Source organism: Neisseria animaloris (assembly GCF_900637855.1).
Taxonomy (GTDB): domain Bacteria; phylum Pseudomonadota; class Gammaproteobacteria; order Burkholderiales; family Neisseriaceae; genus Neisseria; species Neisseria animaloris.
The window spans coordinates 1,077,806-1,098,641 of record NZ_LR134440.1 but is presented as its reverse complement, the minus strand read 5'-3'; the positions used below and the strand labels follow the sequence as shown (position 1 = coordinate 1,098,641).

Sequence of the window (20,836 nt, the reverse complement as noted above, 5' to 3'; positions counted from 1 at the left end):
CAAATTATCCTAAAGGCCGTCTGAAAATGCAAGTGGCAATGAAATGGAAACACCCGTTTCTCTTTTTTCAGATGGCCTCAAAGCCCGGAAAACTTCTGCTACAATCGCGTTTTATTTTCTCGGTTCCAATACATTCATCATGTTGAAAATCATCTCAGCCAACGTTAACGGCATCCGCTCCGCCTATAAAAAAGGCTTTCACGAATACATCGCTGCGTCGGGTGCCGACATTGTGTGCGTGCAGGAATTGAAAGCCCAAGAGCCGGATTTGTCGGACGATATGAAAAATCCGCACGGTATGCACGGCGTATGGCATTGCGCCGAAAAACGCGGTTACAGCGGCGTGGCGGTGTACAGCAAGCAACGCCCCGACAATGTGCAAATCGGCATGGGCATTGAAGAATTCGACAGCGAGGGCCGTTTCGTGCGTGCTGATTTCGGTAAATTGAGCGTGATTTCGCTTTATCTGCCCAGCGGTACCAGTGCGCCCGAACGCCAAGAGTTGAAATACCGTTTTTTAGACGCGTTTTACCCCATGCTGGCGGAAATGAAAGCGGAAGGCCGCGATATCGTAGTGTGCGGCGATTGGAATATCGCCCATCAAAACATTGATTTGAAAAACTGGAAGGGCAATCAGAAAAACTCGGGCTTTTTGCCCGAAGAACGCGCGTGGATAGGCAAAGTGATTGCCGAATTGGGCTGGGTGGACATGTGGCGTAAGCTGTATCCCGAAGTGCCCGGCTACACTTGGTGGAGCAACCGCGGGCAGGCGTATGCGAACGATGTGGGGTGGCGTATCGACTACCACATGGTTACGCCCGATCTGGCGGCCAAAGCGGTGGAGGCGCATGTGTATAAAGAAGAAAAATTTTCAGACCATGCGCCGTTGGTGGTGGCGTACGATTATTCATTTTAATACCCACTCTTTTCAGACAGGCATTCGTTACAATGCCTGTCTGAATTCTGATTCGGAGGAGGAACGATATGAAAGTTTACCGCATGCTCACCGGCCCTGATGATGCCGTGTTCTGCCGCCGCGTAACCGAAGCTCTGCAACAAGGTTGGGATTTATACGGCAACCCCGTCATGACCTACACGCCCGACGGCGTGCAGGTGGGGCAGGCCGTAGTGAAAGAATTGGAAGGCGCTTACGACCCCGATAAACCTTTGCGTGATTACTGATGCTTGTCTGAAACCATGAAACCGGGCGATTTAGAAGATTTAACCCTACTGCTGATACGCGATGCCGATGAGCCGGAAATGTGGATTGACCGCTGGGCGGTCAGCTATCCGACCGTGCGGACGGTTGAAGTGTCGCGCCGGCAAAGTATCCGGCAATGGCAGGAGGCGGTTCAGACGGCATGGAACAGCATACACGGGCACAATGTCGCCGTTGTCGCGCATGGTGCGGGCGTGTCGGGCTGGTTGGCGTGGCTGTATCTGGCCGACGTGAATATGCAGAAGCGTATCCGCGACATGATGCTGGTGTCGCCGCTGCAAAGCGCGTTTCCTGATGACGAATGCCACACTTTGCAACGGGTGCGCTGCCATTGCAAAACGGCTCTGGTTATCGGTCGGCACGACGATGATTGCCCGCAGCCGTGGGCGCAGCAGCAGGCACGGCTTTGGGGCGTGCGGTTGCTGGTGTCGCCTCACGAAGGCCGTCTGAATGCGCCTTTGCACGGCTGGCAGTGGGGGATGAAGCTGTTGCAGGAAATGCTGCTGGCGTGAGCAAGCGGTGTGATACCGAACACGCATGAACAAAGGCTCGGAAGCGTTGCATACCATCATTCGGCAACGGTTCCGAGCCGTTTTTATAGTCAGTCAACTTAATTTTTACTACGGCGTTGCTGCACCTTGCCGTATTACCCGTACCGTCTGTGGCTTGCTGCCTTGTATTAAAAATAAGTTGATTGATTATAGGCCGTCTGAAAACCTCAAACCATTTCAGACGGCCTTTCCCAACAACGGCTGCTGCCGCACGATGGCACGGATAACGGTGCGGTTGGGGGCGAGGGCGTGGCGGATTCTTTGCGACAGCGGGTTGGGCAGGCCGAGGATGTCGGCGGCGACGGCGGCGGCGCAAATCGGGGCGGTGGCCAGCCCGCGGCTGCCGTGGGCGGTGTTGATGTAGGCGTTCGGCAGGTAGGGGCAGGGGGCGTTGAGGCGGTAGTTTTTGTCGAGGGCGAGTTTGGCATACACGTTTTGCATGGCGGCGATGTTGCCGAGTGCGCCGACGATGGGCAGGTGGTCGGGGCTGTCGCAGCGCAGGGCGGCGTGGCCTTGCGGGGTGGGGCCGTCTGAACGGGTTTCAGACGGCCTGTGCTGTTGGTCAGAACCGTCAAGGCCGTTTGAAAGCGAGCTTTGCGAGTTTCGCCAAAGCGAAGTTGGTGAGCTTTGCCAAAGCAGTTGCGCGGCCAGTTGTGCGTTTAACTCGTGCAGGTTGGCGCGGTTGGTTTGGCGGTCGCTTTCGCGCCAGTCGGTGCCGGTGTCGTGCTGGACGAAGGTTGCGCCGTAGCAGTGCAAGCCTTGCCATGTGGGGCTGATGTAGCTGGCGCCGGAAAGGGCGCAGCGCAGTTGTTCGGAATACGGCACGGCGGCGGCAAGGTCGGTTTGTCCGCGCACCAAGCGGTAAGGCAGGGCGGATACGTTGGGGTCGGCGGCTTGCGGGCTGCGCGCGCCGGTGCAGTAAATCAAATGGCTGCCGCTGAAGGTGCGTTCGGGCGTGCGGACTTGCCACTTGTTGCCGTCGTGTTCGGCGGCAAGCACCGGCGTGCGGGTGTGCAGTTCGATCAGCGGATGGTCGAGCAGGGCGCGGACGAACGCGGGCGGGTTCAGCCACACGCCTTGCGGCCAATACAGGCCGCTTTGTGCGGTTTCGATGCCGGCAATCTGCGCGGCTTCGTCGGCATCGACGGGGCGGTAAAGGTGGGCATGATGGCTGTGCGCGGCCAAAGCCTGATTGCGGCGGGTTTCTTCGGCATTGTGGTTGAGATAGAGCACGCCGTTTCCGCCCCAGCTTTCGCGGTCGGGCAGCAGGGTTGCGAGCAGGCGGCGGGTGTAGCCGTAGCCGCACAGCAGCAGTTCGGTCTGCTCGGTGTTGTGCGGCGAAATCTTGGCATACAGCAGCCCTTGGCGGTTGCCGGACGCGGCGTTGGCGGGTTCGGCGGCTTCCAGCACGGTAACGGGCAGGCCGTGTTCCGCCAGCGCGCGGGCGGTGGCAGCACCGGCAATGCCCGCGCCGACGATAACGGCACGATTGGGTGCGGCGCGGTGTTCAGACGGCCTGAACCACGGTTTGAGCGGTTGCGGCGGCAGTTGCGGCACGGATTCGGTCTGCCATTGCACGGGTTGCGGAAAATGCTCGCCCAGCCGCGCGGAGTTTTCAGACGGCATCAGCCATAAATGCACGCCGGGCAGGATGTTTTCCAGCACGTTGGCTCCGTTGAATTGGATGCAGCCGAGTTTGCCCGCTATGGCTTGCCACAGCGCGCTTTCTTCCGCGCATGGGGTTTGGCGAAACTCGCAAAGCTCGTTTTCAGACGGTCTGAATTCGGGGATGCGGCGGTCGGGCATGCACACGATCAGATACAGCGGTTTGGCATGGCTGCGGACGGCATCGGCCAAACAGCTAAGCGCGGGCGGGTGGTTCCAAGCAAGATAATTCATGATGAGGCCGTCTGAAAATAGTGTGGGCAGCCAGTTTATCACGAGCAAACGGCGGACAAACAGGTTGGAAAGCTGCTAAAATTTGTGCGATTTTATGATTTCAGACGGCCTGCGGCGGCAAGCCATGCTAAGCTGTTGCATCACGAGCCGCAGGCCGTCTGAAAATATGCCACGGAACCCGTTATGAATCCATTAATCGCCGACTTCCAAACCGAATCCGCCCGCACGCCCGTGATTGTGGCTTTGGACTTTGCCAACGAACACGACACGCTTGCCTTTGTGCGCCGTCTCGATCCCTCCCTATGCCGTCTGAAAATCGGCAAAGAACTGTTTACCGCCACCGGCCGCAGTTTGGCCGAAAAGCTGATCAATCAAGGCTTCAAACTGTTTCTCGATTTGAAATACCACGACATTCCCAACACCGTAGCCCACGCCTGCAAAGTAGCGGCCGATATGGGCGTGTGGATGGTGGACATGCACGCTTCTGGCGGCCGCCGCATGATGGAAGCCGCCGCCGAAGCCGTGGCCAACCATGCGCAAAAACCGCTGCTGATCGGCGTTACCGTGCTGACCAGCATGGAGCAGGGCGACCTTGCCGAAATCGGCCTCAATCAACCGATAGAAGAATTGGTGTTGCGTTGGGCGAAGCTGGCGCAAAGTTCCGGTTTGGACGGCGTAGTCTGTTCCGCCCATGAAGCCGCACCGCTGCGCCGCGAGTTGGGCGGAGAATTTGTGCTGGTTACGCCCGGCATCCGCTTGGATACCGCCGGCAACAGCGACGACCAACGCCGCATCATGACCCCCGCGCAAGCGTTGGCGGCGGGTTCCACCTATTTGGTGATGGGGCGGCCGATTACGCAGGCAGCCGACCCCGTGGCCGTGTTGCGCGAAGTGAATGCGGCTGCCAATCAGATTTCGGTTTAAATATGTTCAGACGGCCTCTCGCAGCATGAAGAGGCCGTCTGAAAATGTAGCTAACAATGGATATTCCTATGGTACTCAACACCGATATACAACAATTACAATCGCGTTTGGCACAAGCGCGCGTTTTAGTGGTGGGCGACGTGATGCTCGACCGTTACTGGTTCGGCGACGTTTCCCGCATTTCTCCCGAAGCCCCCGTGCCGATTGCCAAGATCGCCAGTACCGACCAACGCGCGGGCGGTGCCGCCAACGTTGCCCGCAACATCGCCTCGTTGGGCGGCAAAGCGGCGTTACTGTCGGTTACCGGCAACGATGAAGCCGCCGATGCGCTGGAAAAATTGATGCAGCAAGACGGCGTGGCTTCGTATCTGATGCGCGACAAAGAAATTTCCACCACCGTCAAACTGCGCGTCGTCGCCCGCAACCAGCAGCTTATCCGCCTCGATTTTGAAGAAATGCCGCACCGCGAGATTCTCGATTCGGTCAAAGAACAATACCGCGCCTTGCTGCCGGAATACGATGTCGTGGTGCTGTCCGACTACGGCAAAGGTGGCCTGCTGCACGTTGCTTCCATGATCGAATGGGCGCGCTTGGCAGGCAAGCCCGTATTGATCGACCCGAAAGGCGACGACTACGAAAAATACGCCGGAGCCACCCTGCTTACGCCCAACCGCGCCGAACTGAAAGAAGTGGTGGGCAGTTGGCGCGATGAAGCGGAATTGACCGAAAAAGCCCAAAACCTGCGCCGCCATTTGGAATTGGAAGCCCTGCTGCTGACCCGCAGCGAAGAGGGCATGACGCTGTTTCGCAGCAGCCAAATCGACCACCAGCCCACCCGCGCCCAAGAGGTGTACGACGTATCCGGCGCAGGCGACACTGTGATTGCCAGCATGGGTTTGAGTATGGCCGCCGGTTTCGGCCTGCCCGAAGCCATGCACATTGCCAACACCGCCGCCGGTGTGGTGGTGGCGAAACTGGGTACGGCGGTGTGTTCGTTTGACGAACTCAGCGCGGCTTTGAAGGAACAACAGGCCGTCTGAAAGTCATCAAGTTCGCTTTCATACGGCCAGCCCCTATTTTAAAGACCAAAAGGAAAAGATTATGACCATCATCGTAACCGGTGCCGCCGGCTTTATCGGCAGCAACATCGTCAAGGCCCTGAACGAACGCGGCATTACCGACATCATTGCCGTTGATAACCTGACCCGCGGCGAGAAATTCAAAAATCTGGCCGAGTGCGAAATCGCCCATTATCTCGACAAACATGAGTTCATCCGCCAAGTGCGCGAGCATCTGCTGCCGTTTGACGATATCGAAGCCGTGTTCCACGACGGTGCGTGTTCCGACACTATGGAGCACAACGGCCTGTATATGATGGACAACAACTACCAATACAGCCTCGATCTGCTCGATTGGTGTCAGGACGAACGTATTCCGTTTTTATACGCCTCCAGCGCGGCAGTGTACGGCAAAGGCGAGATTTTCCGCGAAGAGCGCGAATTGGAAAAACCGCTCAACGTGTACGGCTATTCCAAATTCCTGTTCGACCAAGTGGTGCGCCGCCGCATGGAAGAGGGCTTGACCGCGCAAGTGGCCGGTTTCCGCTATTTCAATGTGTACGGCCCGCGCGAACAGCACAAAGGCCGCATGGCTTCGGTGGCGTTCCACCATTTCAACCAATACCGCGAGCAGGGCTATGTGAATTTGTTCGGCGAGAACGAAGGCTACGGCAACGGCGAGCAAACCCGCGATTTCGTGAGTGTGGAAGATGTGGTGAAAGTGAACCTGTTCTTCTTCGACAACCCTGAAAAATCAGGTATTTTCAATCTAGGCACCGGCCGTAGCCAGCCGTTTAACGATTTGGCCGCCGCAACCGTCAACGCCTGCCGTGTGGCCGAGGGCAAACCTGCGATGAGCCTTCAGGAATTGGTTAAAGAAGAGTTGATCCGCTACATTCCGTTCCCCGATTCGCTCAAAGGCAAATACCAGAGCTTTACCGAAGCCGATATTTCGCGTTTGCGCGAAGCCGGTTACGAAGAAGCGTTTTTAGATGTCGACGAAGGTGTAAGCCGTTATGTGCACTGGATGTTGATAAATCTGTAAGCGGGCAGCGTTTTTAAAAAGTTGTGTCGACTGTTTCGGCTTTTCTTTAAAGATACCGGTATGGGCCGAAACGGTTGGGTTTACAGGTTGAAAACAAAAAAGAGGCCGTCTGAAAGATTCAGACGGCCTTTATTCAGCAATGATTTATCGGTTTTGTTTTGTCGGATTTTTGATTTTTAAGAAAGGGTGCGTGTGTTTGGGAGGGATTTTTTTACAAACATAACAAGCATTGCTAACGGTGCGAACCGGGCAACGTTTTCTTTTTGCTTTTATTGAAATTGTCATACATAACCCACGCAGTCAGCCCTATGTAGCCGATAGTGGATAGCACGCCGATTACGGCGAAAATAGGCATAAGACGGTCAATCATGGGTTCTCCGAGTAAAGAAATGTTTTCGAATGTTTGGAAGGAAAGAAACTTCTTTTATTTTGTTATATTTGTTTTGACTACACTTTAATTGCATAAAATTATGAAATTAAAAAGCCTTGCCGTCAATGCTTATGGTTTAAATCGATTGAAACGGGGAAGATATTACAAAATAATGTTGTAAATTTGAGTAATATAATGTCAATGATAAATAGATTTTTTAACCTAATAAAATAAAAGAAAGTAGTTTGGGGAGGCTTTTTAAAAATTTTGCCGAATAATTTAACCAAAATGAGTATGACGATTGTTTAAGGTAAAAGTCGACGGCAGTGCGGATATGGAGGTACAGATTAAAAGTTGGCTGCTCCCGTACGATAACTCCGGTTGATACCCGACTCTTCACGGCCGTCTGAAAAAGCGGTTTCATTGCCCGAAAAAAGCCCTGCGCGTACAATCGTTGCCCATGAAAAAAACATGCTTCCATTGCGGGCTGGACGTGCCCGAAAACATCGACTTACCCATTCAATACGAAAACGAAACCCATCCCGCCTGTTGTGCAGGCTGTCAGGCGGTAGCGCAGAGCATTATCGATGCCGGCTTGGGCAATTATTACAAGCAGCGTACCGCTGATGCGGAAAAAGCCGCTTTGCCGCCGCAGGAAGTGCTCGACCAAATCAAGCTGTACGACCTGCCCGAGGTGCAGGCGGGGTTTGTGGAAACGGGAGAGGGTAACGAGCGCGAAGCGGTGCTGATGCTCGGCGGCATCACTTGTGCGGCGTGCGTATGGCTGATCGAACAACAGCTTTTGCGTTTGAACGGCGTGTTGCGGGTGGATTTGAATTACAGCACCCGCCGCGTGCGCGTGTTGTGGGACAGCAGCCGGGCGGCGCTGTCCGATATTTTGCTGCGCATACAAAATACGGGTTACACCGCCGCGCCTTATGATGCGCAGAAGGTGGAAGAGCAGGCGCAGAAAGAGCGCAAGCAGTCGCTCATCCGTCTTGCCGTGGCGGGGTTGTCTATGATGCAAACGATGATGTTTGCCGTGCCCACTTATCTTTACGGCAACGAAATCGAACCGCTGTATCTGGGTATTCTGCATTGGGGCGCATTTCTGATGGTGCTGCCCGCCATGTTTTATTCCGCCGTGCCGTTTTATCAGGGCACTTGGCGCGACCTCAAAAACCGCCGCATCGGTATGGATACGCCGGTGGCGATTGCCATCATTCTGACTTTTACTGCCGGTATTTACGGGCTGCTCAGCAATGCGGGGCAGGGTTTGTATTTTGAATCTATCGCCATGTTTGTGTTTCTGCTGCTGGGCGGGCGTTATATGGAGCAAATCGCGCGGCGCAAGGCGGGAGACGCGGCGGAGCGGCTGGTGAAGCTGGTGCCTGCGTTCTGCCACAAGCTGCCCGCTTATCCCGAAAGCGAGGCCGGCGAAGAGGCGGCAGTGGTGCAGTTGCAGTCGGGAGATGTGATTGTGGTGCGCGCGGGCGAAGTGATTCCGGTGGACGGCACGGTGCTGGCCGGAGAGAGCGAAGTAAACGAGGCCATGCTTACCGGCGAAAGCCTGCCGGTGGCGAAGCGGCAGGGCGCGGCGGTGGTGGCGGGCACGTTGAATACGGCAAGCCCGCTGGTTATCCGAACCGATACCGTCGGCAGCGATACCCGCTTGTCGCACATTGCCAAACTGCTCGACCGTGCGCTGGCGCAAAAGCCGCGTTTGGCCGAGCTGGCCGACAAATATGCTTCGTCTTTCGTGATGAGCCTGCTGGTGTTAGCGGTGCCGGTGTTTGCCGGTTGGACGATTTACGCCGACGCGATGACCGCGTTGTGGATTACCGTGTCGCTGCTGGTGATCACCTGCCCGTGCGCGTTGTCGCTGGCCACCCCGACCGCGCTGGCGGCTTCCACCGGTACGTTGGCTTCAGACGGCATCTTGGTGGGTGGCAGCCAAAGTTTGGAAACTTTGTCGCAAATCGACGATGTGGTGTTTGATAAAACCGGCACGCTTACCAAAGGCATGCTGACGGTTTCCCGCATCATTCCTTTAGGCCGTCTGAAAACCGCCGAAGCCCTTGCCGTGGCGCAGGCTTTGGAAATGCAGTCCGAACATCCGATCGCGCGGGCGATTTTGAGCTGCAATGCAAACGATGGCGATGTTATGCCCGATATCCGTACCGAGCAGCGCATCAACCGCGTCGGCTACGGTGTGAGCGCGCAGGTGGAAGTGAACGGCAAACGGCAAATCTGGGCGGTCGGCCGGGCGGAATTTGTAGCGGAAATCGCCGGCAGGCTGCCCGAAGATGCCCGTATCGAACACAGCGGCAGCATGGTTTATCTCGGCAACCAACAAGGTTTTCAGACGGCCTTTTTGCTGGAAGACGAAGTGAAAAGCGGTATTGCCGACATGTTGGCTGAACTCAAATCGCAAGGCGCGCGCCTGCATGTGTTGAGCGGCGACCGTACCATGGCCGTCGAAACGGTGGCACGGCAGCTCGGCTTGGACGCATACCATGCCGAAGCCTCGCCCGAAGACAAACTGGCCTATGTCGAAACCCTGCAACGGCAGGGTAGGAAGGTGCTGATGGTCGGCGACGGCATCAACGATGCGCCCGTGCTGGCGCAGGCCGACGTATCGGTGGTTGTGGCGGGCGGCGCGGATATTGCCCGAGACGGAGCGGACGTGGTGCTGCTCAACGACGACATGCGCGTGCTGCCGCTGATGGTGCGGCAAGCGAGGAAAACCCGTAGCGTTATCCGGCAAAACTTGGCTTGGGCGAGTATGTATAACCTGATTGCCGTGCCGCTGGCGGTGCTGGGGTTTGTTACCCCGTGGATTGCCGCACTGGGCATGAGCTTGAGTTCGCTGCTGGTATCGGCCAATGCCTTAAGGCTATTGAAGAAAGACAAATGATGGAAAAGGCCGTCTGAAAAGTTTTGTTTTATAGAATAAACTTTTTCAGACGGCCTTTTGGCAATGCGGCTGGGCTTCAAACAAAATCGCCCCATAAAGTCTGCATGGCGGCAATGGCGGCCAGTGAAGCCGTTTCTGTACGCAATACGCGCGGGCCCAGCGTAACCGATTGGAACCCCGCATTAAAAGCCGTTTGCTCTTCCGCTGCCGTCCATCCTCCTTCGGGGCCGACCATAAACGTGATGCGTTGCGGAGCGGAGGCAACGGCATTCAAGCTGCGGGCGTTGTTCAGGCTCATCAGCAGGCGGGCATCGGCTTCGGGCAGGCGGTTCAGGGCTTCTTTGTATGAAGTCAGCGGCAACACCTGCGGCACGACGTTGCGCCCGCTTTGTTCACAGGCGGCAATCACGATTTCCTGCCAGCGCGCCACCCGTTTGTCGGCACGTTCGCCGTCCAAGCGCACCACGCAGCGCTCGCTCAAAACGGGGCGGATTTCGGCCACGCCGAGCTCGACGCTTTTTTGCAGGGTAAAATCCATGCGTTCGCCCCCCGACACCGCCTGTATCAGCGTAATCCGCAGCGGCGATTCGTTGCCGGTCGGCTCTTCGCGTAAAATTTCCGCTTCGGCGCGGCGTTTTTCCAGAAGAGTCAGGCGGGCGGGATAAGCCTTGCCGTTACCGTTGAATAAAACGATTTCTTCGTGTGGTCTCATTCGTAAAACATGCAGGTGGCGCACGACATTGTCAGGTAGTTGAAGTGTTTGTTCGGAGTGTAGTTCGGAGGAAACGTAAAAACGGGGCATGTTCGGTTGTGGTTGTTGGCGGAAAAAAGCTAATATTGACTTTTTCGGCGTGAAATGGCAAGTGCCGGCGGCCCGATGGCAAACCGTTGCTGCCGTCCGCCGCTTTAACGGTCGGGCAAATCAATAATAACGATTAAGGAAAAACCGTGTTAGACAAATTGCATGTGCTGGTACGCGAAGTGGCGCGCAGCGAAGTGATGCCGCGTTTTCTTGATGTCGCCGTCAGCCGGAAGCCTGACGGTTCGACGCTTACCGAAGCCGATTTGGCAGCACAGGCGGCATTTGCGGAGAGGCTGCCTGAAATTATCGACTGCCCGATGTTGGGTGAGGAAATGACTTCGAAACGACAGATGGAATTATGGAAGCACAATCGGCAAGGGCTTTGGGTGGTCGATCCGATCGACGGCACCAATAATTTCATCAACGGCCTGCCGCATTTCGCCCTTTCCTGCGCCTATGTGAAAAACGGCCGCTCGCAAATGGGCGTGATTTACAACCCCGTGAGCGACGAATGTTTTTATGCCGAACGAGGCAAAGGCGCGTTTCTCAACGGCCGTCCGCTGCCGGCCCGCAATGTGGAAAAACAGCTTCATGAAGCGATTGCCGGTGTGGAAATCAAATATTTGCGTTCCGGCAAACTGTCCAGCCGCATGAATACGCTGGCTCCGTTCGGCAGCCTCCGCAGCATGGGCAGCAGCACGCTCGACTGGTGTTATCTGGCTGCAGGCCGCTACGATATTTATGTGCACGGCGGGCAGAAGTTGTGGGATTACGCCGCCGGTGCGCTGATTCTGGAAGAAGCGGGCGGTTCTCTCGCCACTTTGGAAGGTGATGATTTTTGGAGCGGCGAACATGTGTTCAAGCGTTCGGTAGTCGCCGGGCTGCATCAAGGGCTTTTTGCCCGCTGGCTTAAATGGATACGGGAAAACCAATAGTTTTCAGACGGCCTGATTACAAACGAATGTGAATGTAAAAAGAAGAAATCTTGCACAGCTTAACGCAATTTAATGCTAACTCCGCTAGAATATTCATCACTGACAGAGATTGCTTTTCTCCCTTAAAGCAGTTGAAACAGTAAGACGTTTTCCCGCAATGTAATTGACCATTCATACTTCTCCCTTGGTATGGATGGTTTTTTTTATCTGTAAAGCATATATGGATACAAAGGCCGTCTGAACAATAAAGTTTCAGACGGCCTGATTTTTTTGCAAGAAAGGTTTTCGCGCCGAACAGCTCGGCAGCGGTAGGGTTATTTGAAAAACCGGCCGCAGCATTGTTTGAATTTTTTACCGGAGCCGCAAATGCACGGCTGTTTCAGGGCGGGTAACGGCACGGTGGGATCGATAAAGTACCAGCGTTGTTGCGGTTTCACAAAAGCGGAAAGTTCGTGATGGCTCTGCCTGCCGCCGTTTTCTTCAAAATAGGCTTTGAATTTCACTTGGGCATGGTGTTTGCCGATATTCGGAATATGTTTCAGCACCTCTAAATCCAGCCATTGTGTGTTGCGGCTCCATTCCGACATGGCGGCCTTATCCAGCAGCGGCTGCTGTTCGGGCACAGTGGTGGCGACAATGTAATCGATATCGTGCAGTACATAAGCGCAATAACGCGAACGCATCAGGGCTTCGGACGTGGGCGGGAGCTGTGTTCCTTCGTGAAAGGGGGCGCAACAGTCGGCATAGGGTTTACCGGATTGGCAAGGGCAGTTTTGTGAAGACGGCATGATAGGCGGTTTGATGATTGTAGGGAGGATACGAGGCCGTCTGAACAATGTTTTCAGACGGCCTCCGACAGTGTGCGGGTTTAACTCAAATCAAGGCACATGTATTTCATTTCGAGATATTCGTCGACACCGTATTTGCTGCCTTCTCGTCCGAGTCCGCTCATTTTCACTCCGCCGAACGGGGCGACTTCGTTGCTGATGATGCCCGTATTGATGCCGACCATGCCGTATTCCAGCGCTTCGGCCACGCGCCATTGGCGGGCGGTGTCGCTGGTGAACAGATAGCAGGCCAAGCCGAAGCCGGTATCGTTGGCTTGCCAGAGGGCTTCTTCTTCGGTGTCGAATTTGAAAATCGGGCATAACGGGCCGAAAGTTTCTTCGTGCGCTACCAGCATGTCGGCAGTAACGTCGCGCAATACGGTCGGCTCGAAAAACGTCCGTCCCAAGCTGCTGCGCTTGCCGCCGGTAAGGCAGCTTGCGCCTTTGGACAAAGCGTCTTCGATATGTTCTTCCACTTTGCGGACGGCTTTTTCGTCAATCAGCGGGCCTTGCCGCACGCCTTCGTGCAAACCGTTGCCCGGCTTAAGTGCGGCCGCTTTGCCGGAGATGCGGCGACAGAATTCTTCATATACGCCCGCCTGCACATACAGGCGGTTGGTGCACACGCAGGTTTGGCCACTGTTGCGGAATTTGCTGGTCAACGCTCCTTCTACGGCTTTGTCCAAGTCGGCATCGTCAAACACGATAAACGGTGCGTTGCCGCCCAGTTCCAAACTCAGTTTTTTGATGTGTTCCGCGCTGTTGCGGAAAATTTGGATGCCCACTTCGGTGGAGCCGGTAAAGCTGATTTTGCGGATAAGCGGGTTTTGCGCGAAAGTATCGCTGATTTCGGCCGCTTTACCGCTCACGATCACAAACAAATCTTTCGGAATGCCCGCTTGATAAGCCAGCACGGCTTGGGCGTAGGCACTTAAAGGTGTTTGGCCGGCGGGTTTGACCAACATGGCACAGCCGACGGCCAGCGCGGGCGCGGCTTTGCGGGTAATCATGGCGGCGGGGAAGTTCCACGGCGTGATGGCGGCGGTAACGCCGATGGGCTGCTTAACCACCAGCAGCTTTTGTGCGTGCTTCACGTTGGTGAATATATCGCCGTCGATACGACGAGCCTCTTCGGCGAACCAGCGGATAAACGAGGCGGCGTAATCGATTTCGCCGCGCGATTCGGCAAGCGGTTTGCCTTGTTCCATCGTCATCAGGCGGGCGAGGTTTTCTTTATTGTCTTTTATCAACGCGTACCAACGCCACAAAATATCGGCACGCTCCAGAGCGGTTTGTGCCGCCCATTGTTTCTGGGCTACTGCGGCGCGTTCGATCAATTCGTTCAGGCGGTTTGGCGAGGTGGTTTTGACATAGGCCAACGTGTCGCCGGTGGCAGGGTTGTGTACGGCGATACTGTTTGCTGTGGGTGAAAAGACGACATCGGGATGTTGTAATAATTGCTCAATGGTTTTCATTATTCTGCCTCCTTCGTTGGGCGGGATATAGAGGGAGATAATATAACCAACAGGCTTTTAAATCTATGGGTTGGGCTTGTTTTGTAGGCCGTCTGAAAGATTTTTCAGACGGCCTACAAAAATAAAGCAAACCGGTTCGAGTAAAAGCAACGCAAAAAAATGATATGGATTTTCTCATTATTACTGCCGATGTTTCGGCAACTTTTTATTAATCGGGGCGGACCAATAAAAAAGGTGGTTATGAAACAGCATTTTGGCGTTATCGGCAGGATAGGGTTTGGCCTAGGTTTTACGGAGCCTGACGGTGTAACAAATTTTGTTGGGCATACCGGCAAAGATACTGCTTTGTGGTTTATGAGTTTTGTAAAAACAATTATGCATATTGATATGGAAAGATGTTTGATGCCCGAATGTCTGTGAGAATAAGAAATAAGACGCATGAGAAAGAAAGGAAACCAAAACCGGAGCAGCAAGGATTGGACAATGAATATATTGTTTTGCCGGATTCCGATGTTCCCGGCTCTTTTTTAAAGAAGAGTTTCAGTAAAGGGAATATTTAAAAACGGTTAAAAACACTACCGGGCCGTCTCTCGATACGCCGTATTGATGGGTATTCATAAAAACCGGTATCAATCTGTTAAAATAAGCACTTTCCCGATACCAAGCCGTTTCAATGAATATCACCGTCAACTGCATCAATAAACTTTTACCTCAAACCCAATGCCGCGAATGCGGCTATCAGGGCTGCCTGCCTTATGCCGAAGCATTGGTAAACGGAAATGCAGAGGTGAATTTGTGCGCGCCGGGAGGTGAAGAGGTAATGTTGGATATCGCCGGTATGCTCGGCAAAGCACCGCTGAAACCGGCCAAAATTCAAGAAAAAGCATTGGCATGGATAGACGAAGCTGCCTGTATCGGCTGTACGGCCTGTATCCGAGCTTGTCCGGTTGATGCAATTATGGGCGCGTCCAAACAAATGCACACCGTTATCCGAAAAGAATGCACGGGTTGCGGTTTGTGCGTGGCACCGTGTCCGGTGGATTGTATTTATATGCAGCCGGTTGAAGCGGATTATCTGCCTTTATCGCGCGATTTCGAGCAATCAAGAGAAGCCCGTTTTGCAGCTTCCGCTTATGCGTTGCACCGCTACGAACGGCGTGAAGCACGCAAGCAGCGGGATGCCGAAGAACGCCGCACATTGTTGGCGCAACGCGAGGCTGCTACCAAAGCACGCCTGCAAAGTGAAACGACACTGCAACCAGCAGAAACCAAGCCGGCGTTTAATCCGGCTGACCTGATTGCGCAGGCGATGGCGCGGGCACAGGCGCAGCAAACCCAGCGGACAACTTCTGCCAACCGCGAGGTTTATCAGGCCAGACAGCTCGAAGAGGCGAAAGAACGCGCTACGTTCCGCCGCGCCCAGCGTGATTTGCGTTACGGCACGGAAGAAGAAAAAGCTGCCGCACTGGCGTATCTGAGGGAATATAAAGCGGCTCAGGAAGCCAAAGCCGCCAAATAAACGGGTTGCGATAGATTGAAGAGGCCGTCTGAATCATATTCAGACGGCCTCTTCAACAAATCGGACGTGTTCAGAAATTTTTGGTTAAAGAAACGCTTACTTCGTTTTGTTTGACGTTGTACAGCCAGCCGATATTGCTGTTGGAGCGACGGTGTTTCAGGGTTAATACCGGCTTGATGTCCGCTATTTTCCAACGGTCCGCACCGATGCTTAGAAAATATATCTGTTCGTTTTCGCGGCGGCGTTTTCCGAGAAAGGCATTTTCCGCCTTATGGCTTCTGTGGCTGAAAGTGGCATTTAAAGAGGCATCAAATCCGGCTGAAAACAGCTTGGATACGCCTACGCGGGCTGATGTTTGGCGGTAGGCATCGGTATCGCTTTTTGCTTTGCGCTGTTGCCAATCCACACCGCCGTAGACCATGAGGTCGCCACGCGGGATATAAGACAGGGTGTTATACACGGCAACCAACGGGCCGTCGAGCATGCTTTCTTTGTTGGCGTAGTATAAATGTTTCCATTCCGCCTCGGTGTTCCACGACCAGTTGTTTTGATCCATGTTCCATTCACCGCGTACACCGTAGGCACGGTTTTGGGTTTTATTGCTTTTGCCGCTCCACTCAAACAACGGTGCCAAAGCCAGTGTATGGCGGGCATTTTCAAATTGATAGCCGGTGCTGATGCTGGCGGTGTGTTCGTTGTAGAGGGAGTGGTCGCGGTAAACGCGGCCATAACCCAATCCGCGTACAAACACGCCGTGGTGTCCTTTCACTTGCCAGCGCCTTACGGCTGAAGCTTCATATTTTAAACCGCCGGCTTCTATGGACGGGTCTCCTGAAAAACTTTCGAAGCATTCACCGTTGATTTCCGTTTTACACCAATATCCGTTTGAACCTTCATTAATGTTGTCGTTCCAGAAGGTGCCGATTGAAGCCGAACCGCGCCAGCTTTCACGTTCTTTCAAGGCTTCTTGGAACGAAGCGATATTTTCTTTTACGGCTTCGGGCAACGGTTCCTGTTGGAGTTTGACAAATTCGGATGCAGCTTCTCTATTCAGACGGCCTTCATATAGCAACCGTGCCAGATCAAGGCGGCCGCGCAGGAAGTCGGGTTGACGGTGCAAAAGCGTTTCATAGCCGTGTTTGGCCGCTTTCCAGTTGCCGTCTGCACGGGCTAAGGCTGCTTGGGCGAATAAGGCAATATCGGGATCGTAATCGGGTTGCTGCCGGTATTCCGCCAGCAGTTTGCGTACTTCCGGCCAGTTGCTATGGTTGACGGCGATAAACAGGCGTTCGCCTACATCTTCTTCTCCGGTTTGTCCCGAAGGATCTAAAGCGGTGTCGGCTTGTGCTTCGTTTTCATGGACTTTCCGCTCTTGCTCTTGTACGGCTTGACGGGTATTTTGCCATAGCCGTTGCGCGGTATTGTCTTCGGCAAAGGCGGGGAAACTGACGGCCAACCACAACCAAACTGATTTTTTTAACATAGGTGCCTGCTTATTGAAGTGAAAAGTTAAAGTTATAAAATCAACAGTCAACGGCATTGTCGATTATTTAAAAAAGGCCTGCGGGTGCAGGCCTTCCTTTCGTTAGACACTGATGTCTGCCGAATGTTTCATTATTTTTTCACGCCGCCGTAAGCAGTGTCCAGATTACGGTTGGTTTTGAATTTAGCTACGCCAGCCAGTGCAGAGGCACCGTGTCCGAAGAAGTGGCCTTCTGTTTTACCGTAGTGGCCGTTGGCTCGTGCATGACCTTTAAACGAAGCTTTATGAGGTTTGATATGCGCATGAATGTCCATGTGTACCGCAGAGTTTTTCATAGAGCCTACCAAGGTTTTTTGACCAAAGTCCGCACGCAGGGTGCCTGTCATCATATTATTGCCGCTGTAGTTGTTGATACCTTTGACAGCGTAGTTGGCAACACCGGCAGTCGGCATATGGGTTGCGCGTTTGTCTCCGACATAGTAAACACCGCGGTTAGTGCCTTTGGCATACTCTTTGCCTACCCATTCGCCGAAGTAAACCTCTGAACCGCCGCTCTTAATGGTTTGGAAAGCGTAGCGTCCCAAATGTTCGCCACTGTAGCGGTCTTTGGCGTGAATGGTTTTAACACCGTTTCTGTCGGCACGGGCTGAATAATATTTCAGGTCTTTGTAATGAACGCCGGATCTTCTGGCGGCATTTTTCATTACTTTTTCACCTTCGGCTTCAGAAGCGGGTTTGCCCCATTTTTTGTTGTGTTTTTTATGGGGTTTTACGTAGTCGTTGGGAACCCAATAACCGTCTGCTTCACCGTAACTGTAATTTGTGTTCGCATAAACGCTTGAACCCAAGAGTGCGGCTAAAATTGCTACGGTAGCTTTTTGCATATTTATTTTCATGTCAAACTCCTTGATGATAAACCGATAGGTAGGAACAATAGGTAGCAGGCACTTTGGGGAAGGCGTTCATGCATCGGGAAAACATGTTGTGCTTAAATGCCCGCTTACCTATTGTTTTCACTTGCTATTCTAGAGAGCGTAACTTAGGTGAAAATTAGTAGATATTTAAATATTGCAAAGATTGAAAAGTAATTATTTAATTTTAGGGAAGAAATGGAATAGATACGCAATTTTATTTCAATGATGAATAGAAATTTACAGGCGGTTTCAATCCGAGTGCTTCCGGATACCTTGATAAAATCAAGGATGGCCCGTCAAGGTATTGAAAATGCTGTGCTTTACAATTTCATAACAAATTAGGCCGTCTGAAGATTTTCAGACGGCCTAATTTGTTATGGTGCCAAGCCGGATTAGTTAATCGAATACCCTTGCAGGTATTGGCTGCGTTCGCGCGTCATGCGGGTGTCGCATTGAAGTTGCAGGTATTCGGCTTGCAATGTGGTTTCCGCCTGGGCGGCAGCACGACGGCAATTGAGGTTTTTGTTTTGAATCCACTCGCGTTGGTCTTCCAGCAGTTCTTTTTGCACGGATTTATCTATGGTGTTCCATATGCGGTTGATTTCATTGTTGGATGCTTGATTGTTGCTGCGTGCCTGTTCCAATTCGTTCGCCGAAAAACTGATATCGCCGGGGCGGGTTTCGGGAGTGAGTACTTCGGGGGCAGGGCTCTCCGGAAGGGAAGATTCGACGGCTTCACTGGCAGCATTGTTTTCAAGAATATCCAGCGGATCGATTGGAGGAGGTTCCGGGGCAGGTTGGTTCGGCTTCAATGCATCTTCAAGGCTGACGGCTTGACCGTTGATCATCAGCAGGCTTTTGATACCGTAAGGCAGCAAGGCGGTTGCTATGGTTTGTGCGGTGGCTGTGAGGGCATTGTCTTCGTAATTAACGGCAGTTTGCCCTTCGGCAGCAGAAGGAGTGTAACGCAAGGGGCGCGAGAACGTGCCTTTGTCGTAGGAAAGCGGGGTGCCGCTGATACGGCTTTGCACTAATTTTTCGATAGAGCGTTCGCCGTAAAGCAACGGGCTGTTGGTTTGGGCGGTGTCGTAAATATTGTCGGGAATTTTAATATTCAGGTTGGCCTTGCATATCGGTGTGCCGTCGTTGGTTTCCTGTACGGGGTTTTCCAGAGAAATGGAAAGTTGGGTGGCCGCGGCAATAATTTTGTCGGCATCAACGAATTGGCGGGTGTCCGAATTAGCAAAGTTTTGTGCTTCCTGTTTGATGATTTCTTGAACGTTGATGCGGACGTTTTGAACGACGGCGGGGCTGTCGCAAAGCAGTTTGTTTTCAGGCTGGGGTTTTTCGTTTCCACAGGCACTTAAGGCAGAGGCAATTAGGGTTAAAGTGAGTAATTTTTTTAGCATAATACGCCTTTGGGCTGGTTGATGTGTTTCAGACGGCATCATAGCAAAAGCACCTGCAACGGGTAAGATGCCGCAGGTGCTTTTTAGTTTACTTGCAGTTTATTTGAGGAAGTTTACAAAACCAGTCAGAATGGCAACGTTGATCAAGTCTACGAAAAACGCACCCACCATCGGCACAATCAGGAAAGCTTTATGAGAAGGGCCGAAGCGTTCGGTAATCGACTGCATGTTGGCAACGGCAGTGGGCGTGGCACCCATACCGAAACCGCAATGGCCTGCCGACAATACCGCCGCGTCGTAGTCGCGTCCCATAAACACATAGGTTACCAAGGTTGCATACAGCACCATCACAATGGTTTGTGCAACCAAAATAATGGTAACGGGGCCGGCCAAGCCTGAAAGTTCCCACAGTTTCAGGTTTAATAATGCGATGGCGAGAAAGAGCGACAATGAAGCATTGCCGAACACGTCGATGGCACGGTCGAACATATTGAATTTGAAGATGGCAGTGAGTATGTTGCGCAAAATCACGCCGCCTCCCAAAGCCCAGACGAATTTGGGCAGATCGTACAAGTATTCTTTATCGATACCGTCCATAATTTCGGCAAAGGCCAAACATGCTGCGAACATGGCCAGTGTTTCGACGGCCGAAGAAGCTGTAATCAGGCGGGTTTGGTCGGGACGCTCGAAAACATCGTTGGTATTTTGGGTGGTATTGTCGTCGTGTTCCGCGGCTTTGATAGATGCGCCGTCCAACGGTTTGCGCCCCATTTTGTTAATCAGGCGGCGGGCCACCGGGCCGCCGATTAAGCCGCCGACAACCAAACCGAAAGTGGCACTGGCCAGTCCCAAACCGGTAGCTCCTATCAAACCGTATTCTTTTTCAAATACCGGCCCCCATGCGCCTGCCGTACCGTGGCCGCCGGTTAAGGTAATCGAACCGGTAATCAGGCCGATAAGCGGGTTTTGCCCCAAAACGGTTGCCAAGCCCACGCCTACGGCGTTTTGGACTGCAATGTAGATACCCACAATTGCGGTGAAAACAATCAAGGGTAGGCCGCCGGCTTTCAAGCGGGAGAAGTCTGCACTTAAACCGATGGAGATAAAGAAAATCAGCATAAATGCATCTTGCAGCGGTTTTTCAAATTTAAAGCTGACCCCGTAAGCGGCATGTAGGGCATACAGGATAATCGCAGCAACCAAACCGCCGGCCACGGGTTCGGGGATATTAAAATTCTGCAAAAATTTAATTTTATTGATCATGATTTTGCCGACCAGCAAAACAATGGTAGCGGCAATCAGAGTGTAATAGCTGTTAAAGATCCATTCCATAGTTTCTTCTTTCTAAAATACCAAAACTTGTTTTTCTTCAATTGGCTATGCCGGTTGTATCTAACCGTATCAGGACCAAGCGGGAAATATTAGGGGAATAGTTAAGGTTTGTCAAAGACTGAATGTTTTTGATTTGTGAAACATTTTTCATCAAATA

General features: G+C 53.1%; 20 protein-coding genes. 10 read left to right on the top strand and 10 right to left on the bottom strand.

The features are described from left to right. Positions 1-139 precede the first annotated feature (139 nt). From EL216_RS05165 to EL216_RS05155, 3 genes are all read left to right on the top strand, one after another. Entirely contained in the window at positions 140-916 is a 777-nt protein-coding gene (locus tag EL216_RS05165; protein WP_085389573.1) for an exodeoxyribonuclease III, read from the top strand. A 68-nt stretch (positions 917-984) separates the two neighbouring features. Continuing rightward, positions 985-1,182: a DUF1737 domain-containing protein gene (locus EL216_RS05160; protein ID WP_085389276.1), complete on the top strand. Its 198-nt coding sequence runs from the start codon at positions 985-987 to the stop codon at positions 1,180-1,182. Between the two features lie 15 nt (positions 1,183-1,197). Then, a complete protein-coding gene (locus tag EL216_RS05155) occupies positions 1,198-1,731 on the top strand; it encodes an alpha/beta hydrolase (protein ID WP_085389277.1) in 534 nt (177 codons plus the stop codon). Positions 1,732-1,947: 216 nt separating this feature from the next. Here the strand turns inward: EL216_RS05155 and mnmC are convergent, their stop codons facing one another. After that, on the bottom strand, positions 1,948-3,669 hold the full coding sequence (mnmC, locus tag EL216_RS05150; protein ID WP_085389278.1) for an FAD-dependent 5-carboxymethylaminomethyl-2-thiouridine(34) oxidoreductase MnmC: 1,722 nt from the start codon (positions 3,667-3,669) through the stop codon (positions 1,948-1,950). Between the two features lie 183 nt (positions 3,670-3,852). On the opposite strand from mnmC, the gene pyrF reads away from it, so the two are divergent. From pyrF to rfaD, 3 genes are all read left to right on the top strand, one after another. Continuing rightward, entirely contained in the window at positions 3,853-4,593 is a 741-nt protein-coding gene (gene pyrF, locus EL216_RS05145; RefSeq protein ID WP_085389279.1) for an orotidine-5'-phosphate decarboxylase, read from the top strand. 56 nt (positions 4,594-4,649) lie between these two features. Beyond that, positions 4,650-5,633: a D-glycero-beta-D-manno-heptose-7-phosphate kinase gene (gene rfaE1 / locus EL216_RS05140; RefSeq protein WP_269471222.1), complete on the top strand. Its 984-nt coding sequence runs from the start codon at positions 4,650-4,652 to the stop codon at positions 5,631-5,633. A gap of 61 nt (positions 5,634-5,694) precedes the next feature. Then, entirely contained in the window at positions 5,695-6,696 is a 1,002-nt protein-coding gene (gene rfaD, locus EL216_RS05135) for an ADP-glyceromanno-heptose 6-epimerase (RefSeq protein ID WP_085389280.1), read from the top strand. A gap of 232 nt (positions 6,697-6,928) precedes the next feature. On the opposite strand, the gene EL216_RS11060 is transcribed toward rfaD, so the two are convergent. Continuing rightward, positions 6,929-7,066 carry a hypothetical protein gene (locus tag EL216_RS11060; RefSeq protein ID WP_164713856.1) on the bottom strand — a complete coding sequence of 46 codons (138 nt, stop codon included), beginning with the start codon at positions 7,064-7,066 and terminating at the stop codon, positions 6,929-6,931. 347 nt (positions 7,067-7,413) lie between these two features. Next, positions 7,414-7,539: a hypothetical protein gene (locus tag EL216_RS11420; RefSeq protein WP_269471221.1), complete on the bottom strand. Its 126-nt coding sequence runs from the start codon at positions 7,537-7,539 to the stop codon at positions 7,414-7,416. Here EL216_RS11420 and EL216_RS05130 point away from each other — a divergent pair. Next, on the top strand, positions 7,527-9,983 hold the full coding sequence (locus EL216_RS05130; protein ID WP_085389281.1) for a heavy metal translocating P-type ATPase: 2,457 nt from the start codon (positions 7,527-7,529) through the stop codon (positions 9,981-9,983). The two genes, EL216_RS11420 and EL216_RS05130, sit on opposite strands and share 13 nt — an antisense overlap. 76 nt (positions 9,984-10,059) lie before the next feature. Here the strand turns inward: EL216_RS05130 and EL216_RS05125 are convergent, their stop codons facing one another. Continuing rightward, positions 10,060-10,785, bottom strand: coding sequence for a 16S rRNA (uracil(1498)-N(3))-methyltransferase (locus EL216_RS05125; RefSeq protein ID WP_085389282.1), 726 nt, complete (start codon positions 10,783-10,785; stop codon positions 10,060-10,062). Between the two features lie 146 nt (positions 10,786-10,931). Between EL216_RS05125 and EL216_RS05120 the strand changes: the two genes are divergently transcribed. After that, the gene (locus EL216_RS05120; protein ID WP_085389283.1) at positions 10,932-11,720 is read left to right on the top strand and encodes an inositol monophosphatase family protein; all 789 of its coding nucleotides are present in this window, start codon (positions 10,932-10,934) and stop codon (positions 11,718-11,720) included. A 314-nt stretch (positions 11,721-12,034) separates the two neighbouring features. Here EL216_RS05120 and EL216_RS05115 read toward each other — a convergent pair whose 3' ends face one another. Continuing rightward, positions 12,035-12,508: a YchJ family protein gene (locus EL216_RS05115; protein WP_085389284.1), complete on the bottom strand. Its 474-nt coding sequence runs from the start codon at positions 12,506-12,508 to the stop codon at positions 12,035-12,037. Positions 12,509-12,588: 80 nt separating this feature from the next. After that, entirely contained in the window at positions 12,589-14,022 is a 1,434-nt protein-coding gene (locus tag EL216_RS05110) for an NAD-dependent succinate-semialdehyde dehydrogenase (protein WP_085389285.1), read from the bottom strand. 159 nt (positions 14,023-14,181) lie between these two features. On the opposite strand from EL216_RS05110, the gene EL216_RS05105 reads away from it, so the two are divergent. Beyond that, on the top strand, positions 14,182-14,442 hold the full coding sequence (locus EL216_RS05105) for a hypothetical protein (RefSeq protein WP_085389286.1): 261 nt from the start codon (positions 14,182-14,184) through the stop codon (positions 14,440-14,442). 253 nt (positions 14,443-14,695) lie between these two features. Continuing rightward, the gene (locus tag EL216_RS05100) at positions 14,696-15,541 is read left to right on the top strand and encodes an RnfABCDGE type electron transport complex subunit B (protein WP_085389287.1); all 846 of its coding nucleotides are present in this window, start codon (positions 14,696-14,698) and stop codon (positions 15,539-15,541) included. 70 nt (positions 15,542-15,611) lie between these two features. On the opposite strand, the gene EL216_RS05095 is transcribed toward EL216_RS05100, so the two are convergent. The 4 genes from EL216_RS05095 to gltS form a co-directional block, all read right to left on the bottom strand. Continuing rightward, the gene (locus EL216_RS05095) at positions 15,612-17,024 is read right to left on the bottom strand and encodes a surface lipoprotein assembly modifier (protein WP_085389575.1); all 1,413 of its coding nucleotides are present in this window, start codon (positions 17,022-17,024) and stop codon (positions 15,612-15,614) included. Positions 17,025-17,155: 131 nt separating this feature from the next. Then, a complete protein-coding gene (locus EL216_RS05090; protein WP_085389288.1) occupies positions 17,156-17,920 on the bottom strand; it encodes a Slam-dependent surface lipoprotein in 765 nt (254 codons plus the stop codon). Between the two features lie 410 nt (positions 17,921-18,330). Then, complete coding sequence (locus EL216_RS05085) at positions 18,331-19,347, bottom strand: lysozyme inhibitor LprI family protein (protein WP_085389289.1); 1,017 nt, start codon at positions 19,345-19,347, stop codon at positions 18,331-18,333. Positions 19,348-19,446: 99 nt separating this feature from the next. Beyond that, positions 19,447-20,679 (bottom strand): sodium/glutamate symporter, encoded by a 1,233-nt coding sequence (gltS, locus tag EL216_RS05080; protein ID WP_085389290.1) that lies wholly within the window; start codon positions 20,677-20,679, stop codon positions 19,447-19,449. Positions 20,680-20,836: the final 157 nt, after the last annotated feature.

Coding starts and splice junctions, on each gene's coding strand:
- EL216_RS05165 (WP_085389573.1), top strand. CDS start 140: ATGTTGAAAATCATCTCAGCCAACGTTAACGGCATCCGCTCCGCCTAT.
- EL216_RS05160 (WP_085389276.1), top strand. CDS start 985: ATGAAAGTTTACCGCATGCTCACCGGCCCTGATGATGCCGTGTTCTGC.
- EL216_RS05155 (WP_085389277.1), top strand. CDS start 1,198: ATGAAACCGGGCGATTTAGAAGATTTAACCCTACTGCTGATACGCGAT.
- mnmC (WP_085389278.1), bottom strand. CDS start 3,669: ATGAATTATCTTGCTTGGAACCACCCGCCCGCGCTTAGCTGTTTGGCC.
- pyrF (WP_085389279.1), top strand. CDS start 3,853: ATGAATCCATTAATCGCCGACTTCCAAACCGAATCCGCCCGCACGCCC.
- rfaE1 (WP_269471222.1), top strand. CDS start 4,650: ATGGATATTCCTATGGTACTCAACACCGATATACAACAATTACAATCG.
- rfaD (WP_085389280.1), top strand. CDS start 5,695: ATGACCATCATCGTAACCGGTGCCGCCGGCTTTATCGGCAGCAACATC.
- EL216_RS11060 (WP_164713856.1), bottom strand. CDS start 7,066: ATGATTGACCGTCTTATGCCTATTTTCGCCGTAATCGGCGTGCTATCC.
- EL216_RS05130 (WP_085389281.1), top strand. CDS start 7,527: ATGAAAAAAACATGCTTCCATTGCGGGCTGGACGTGCCCGAAAACATC.
- EL216_RS11420 (WP_269471221.1), bottom strand. CDS start 7,539: ATGTTTTTTTCATGGGCAACGATTGTACGCGCAGGGCTTTTTTCGGGC.
- EL216_RS05125 (WP_085389282.1), bottom strand. CDS start 10,785: ATGCCCCGTTTTTACGTTTCCTCCGAACTACACTCCGAACAAACACTT.
- EL216_RS05115 (WP_085389284.1), bottom strand. CDS start 12,508: ATGCCGTCTTCACAAAACTGCCCTTGCCAATCCGGTAAACCCTATGCC.
- EL216_RS05110 (WP_085389285.1), bottom strand. CDS start 14,022: ATGAAAACCATTGAGCAATTATTACAACATCCCGATGTCGTCTTTTCA.
- EL216_RS05105 (WP_085389286.1), top strand. CDS start 14,182: ATGATATGGATTTTCTCATTATTACTGCCGATGTTTCGGCAACTTTTT.
- EL216_RS05100 (WP_085389287.1), top strand. CDS start 14,696: ATGAATATCACCGTCAACTGCATCAATAAACTTTTACCTCAAACCCAA.
- EL216_RS05095 (WP_085389575.1), bottom strand. CDS start 17,024: ATGTTAAAAAAATCAGTTTGGTTGTGGTTGGCCGTCAGTTTCCCCGCC.
- EL216_RS05090 (WP_085389288.1), bottom strand. CDS start 17,920: ATGAAAATAAATATGCAAAAAGCTACCGTAGCAATTTTAGCCGCACTC.
- EL216_RS05085 (WP_085389289.1), bottom strand. CDS start 19,347: ATGCTAAAAAAATTACTCACTTTAACCCTAATTGCCTCTGCCTTAAGT.
- gltS (WP_085389290.1), bottom strand. CDS start 20,679: ATGGAATGGATCTTTAACAGCTATTACACTCTGATTGCCGCTACCATT.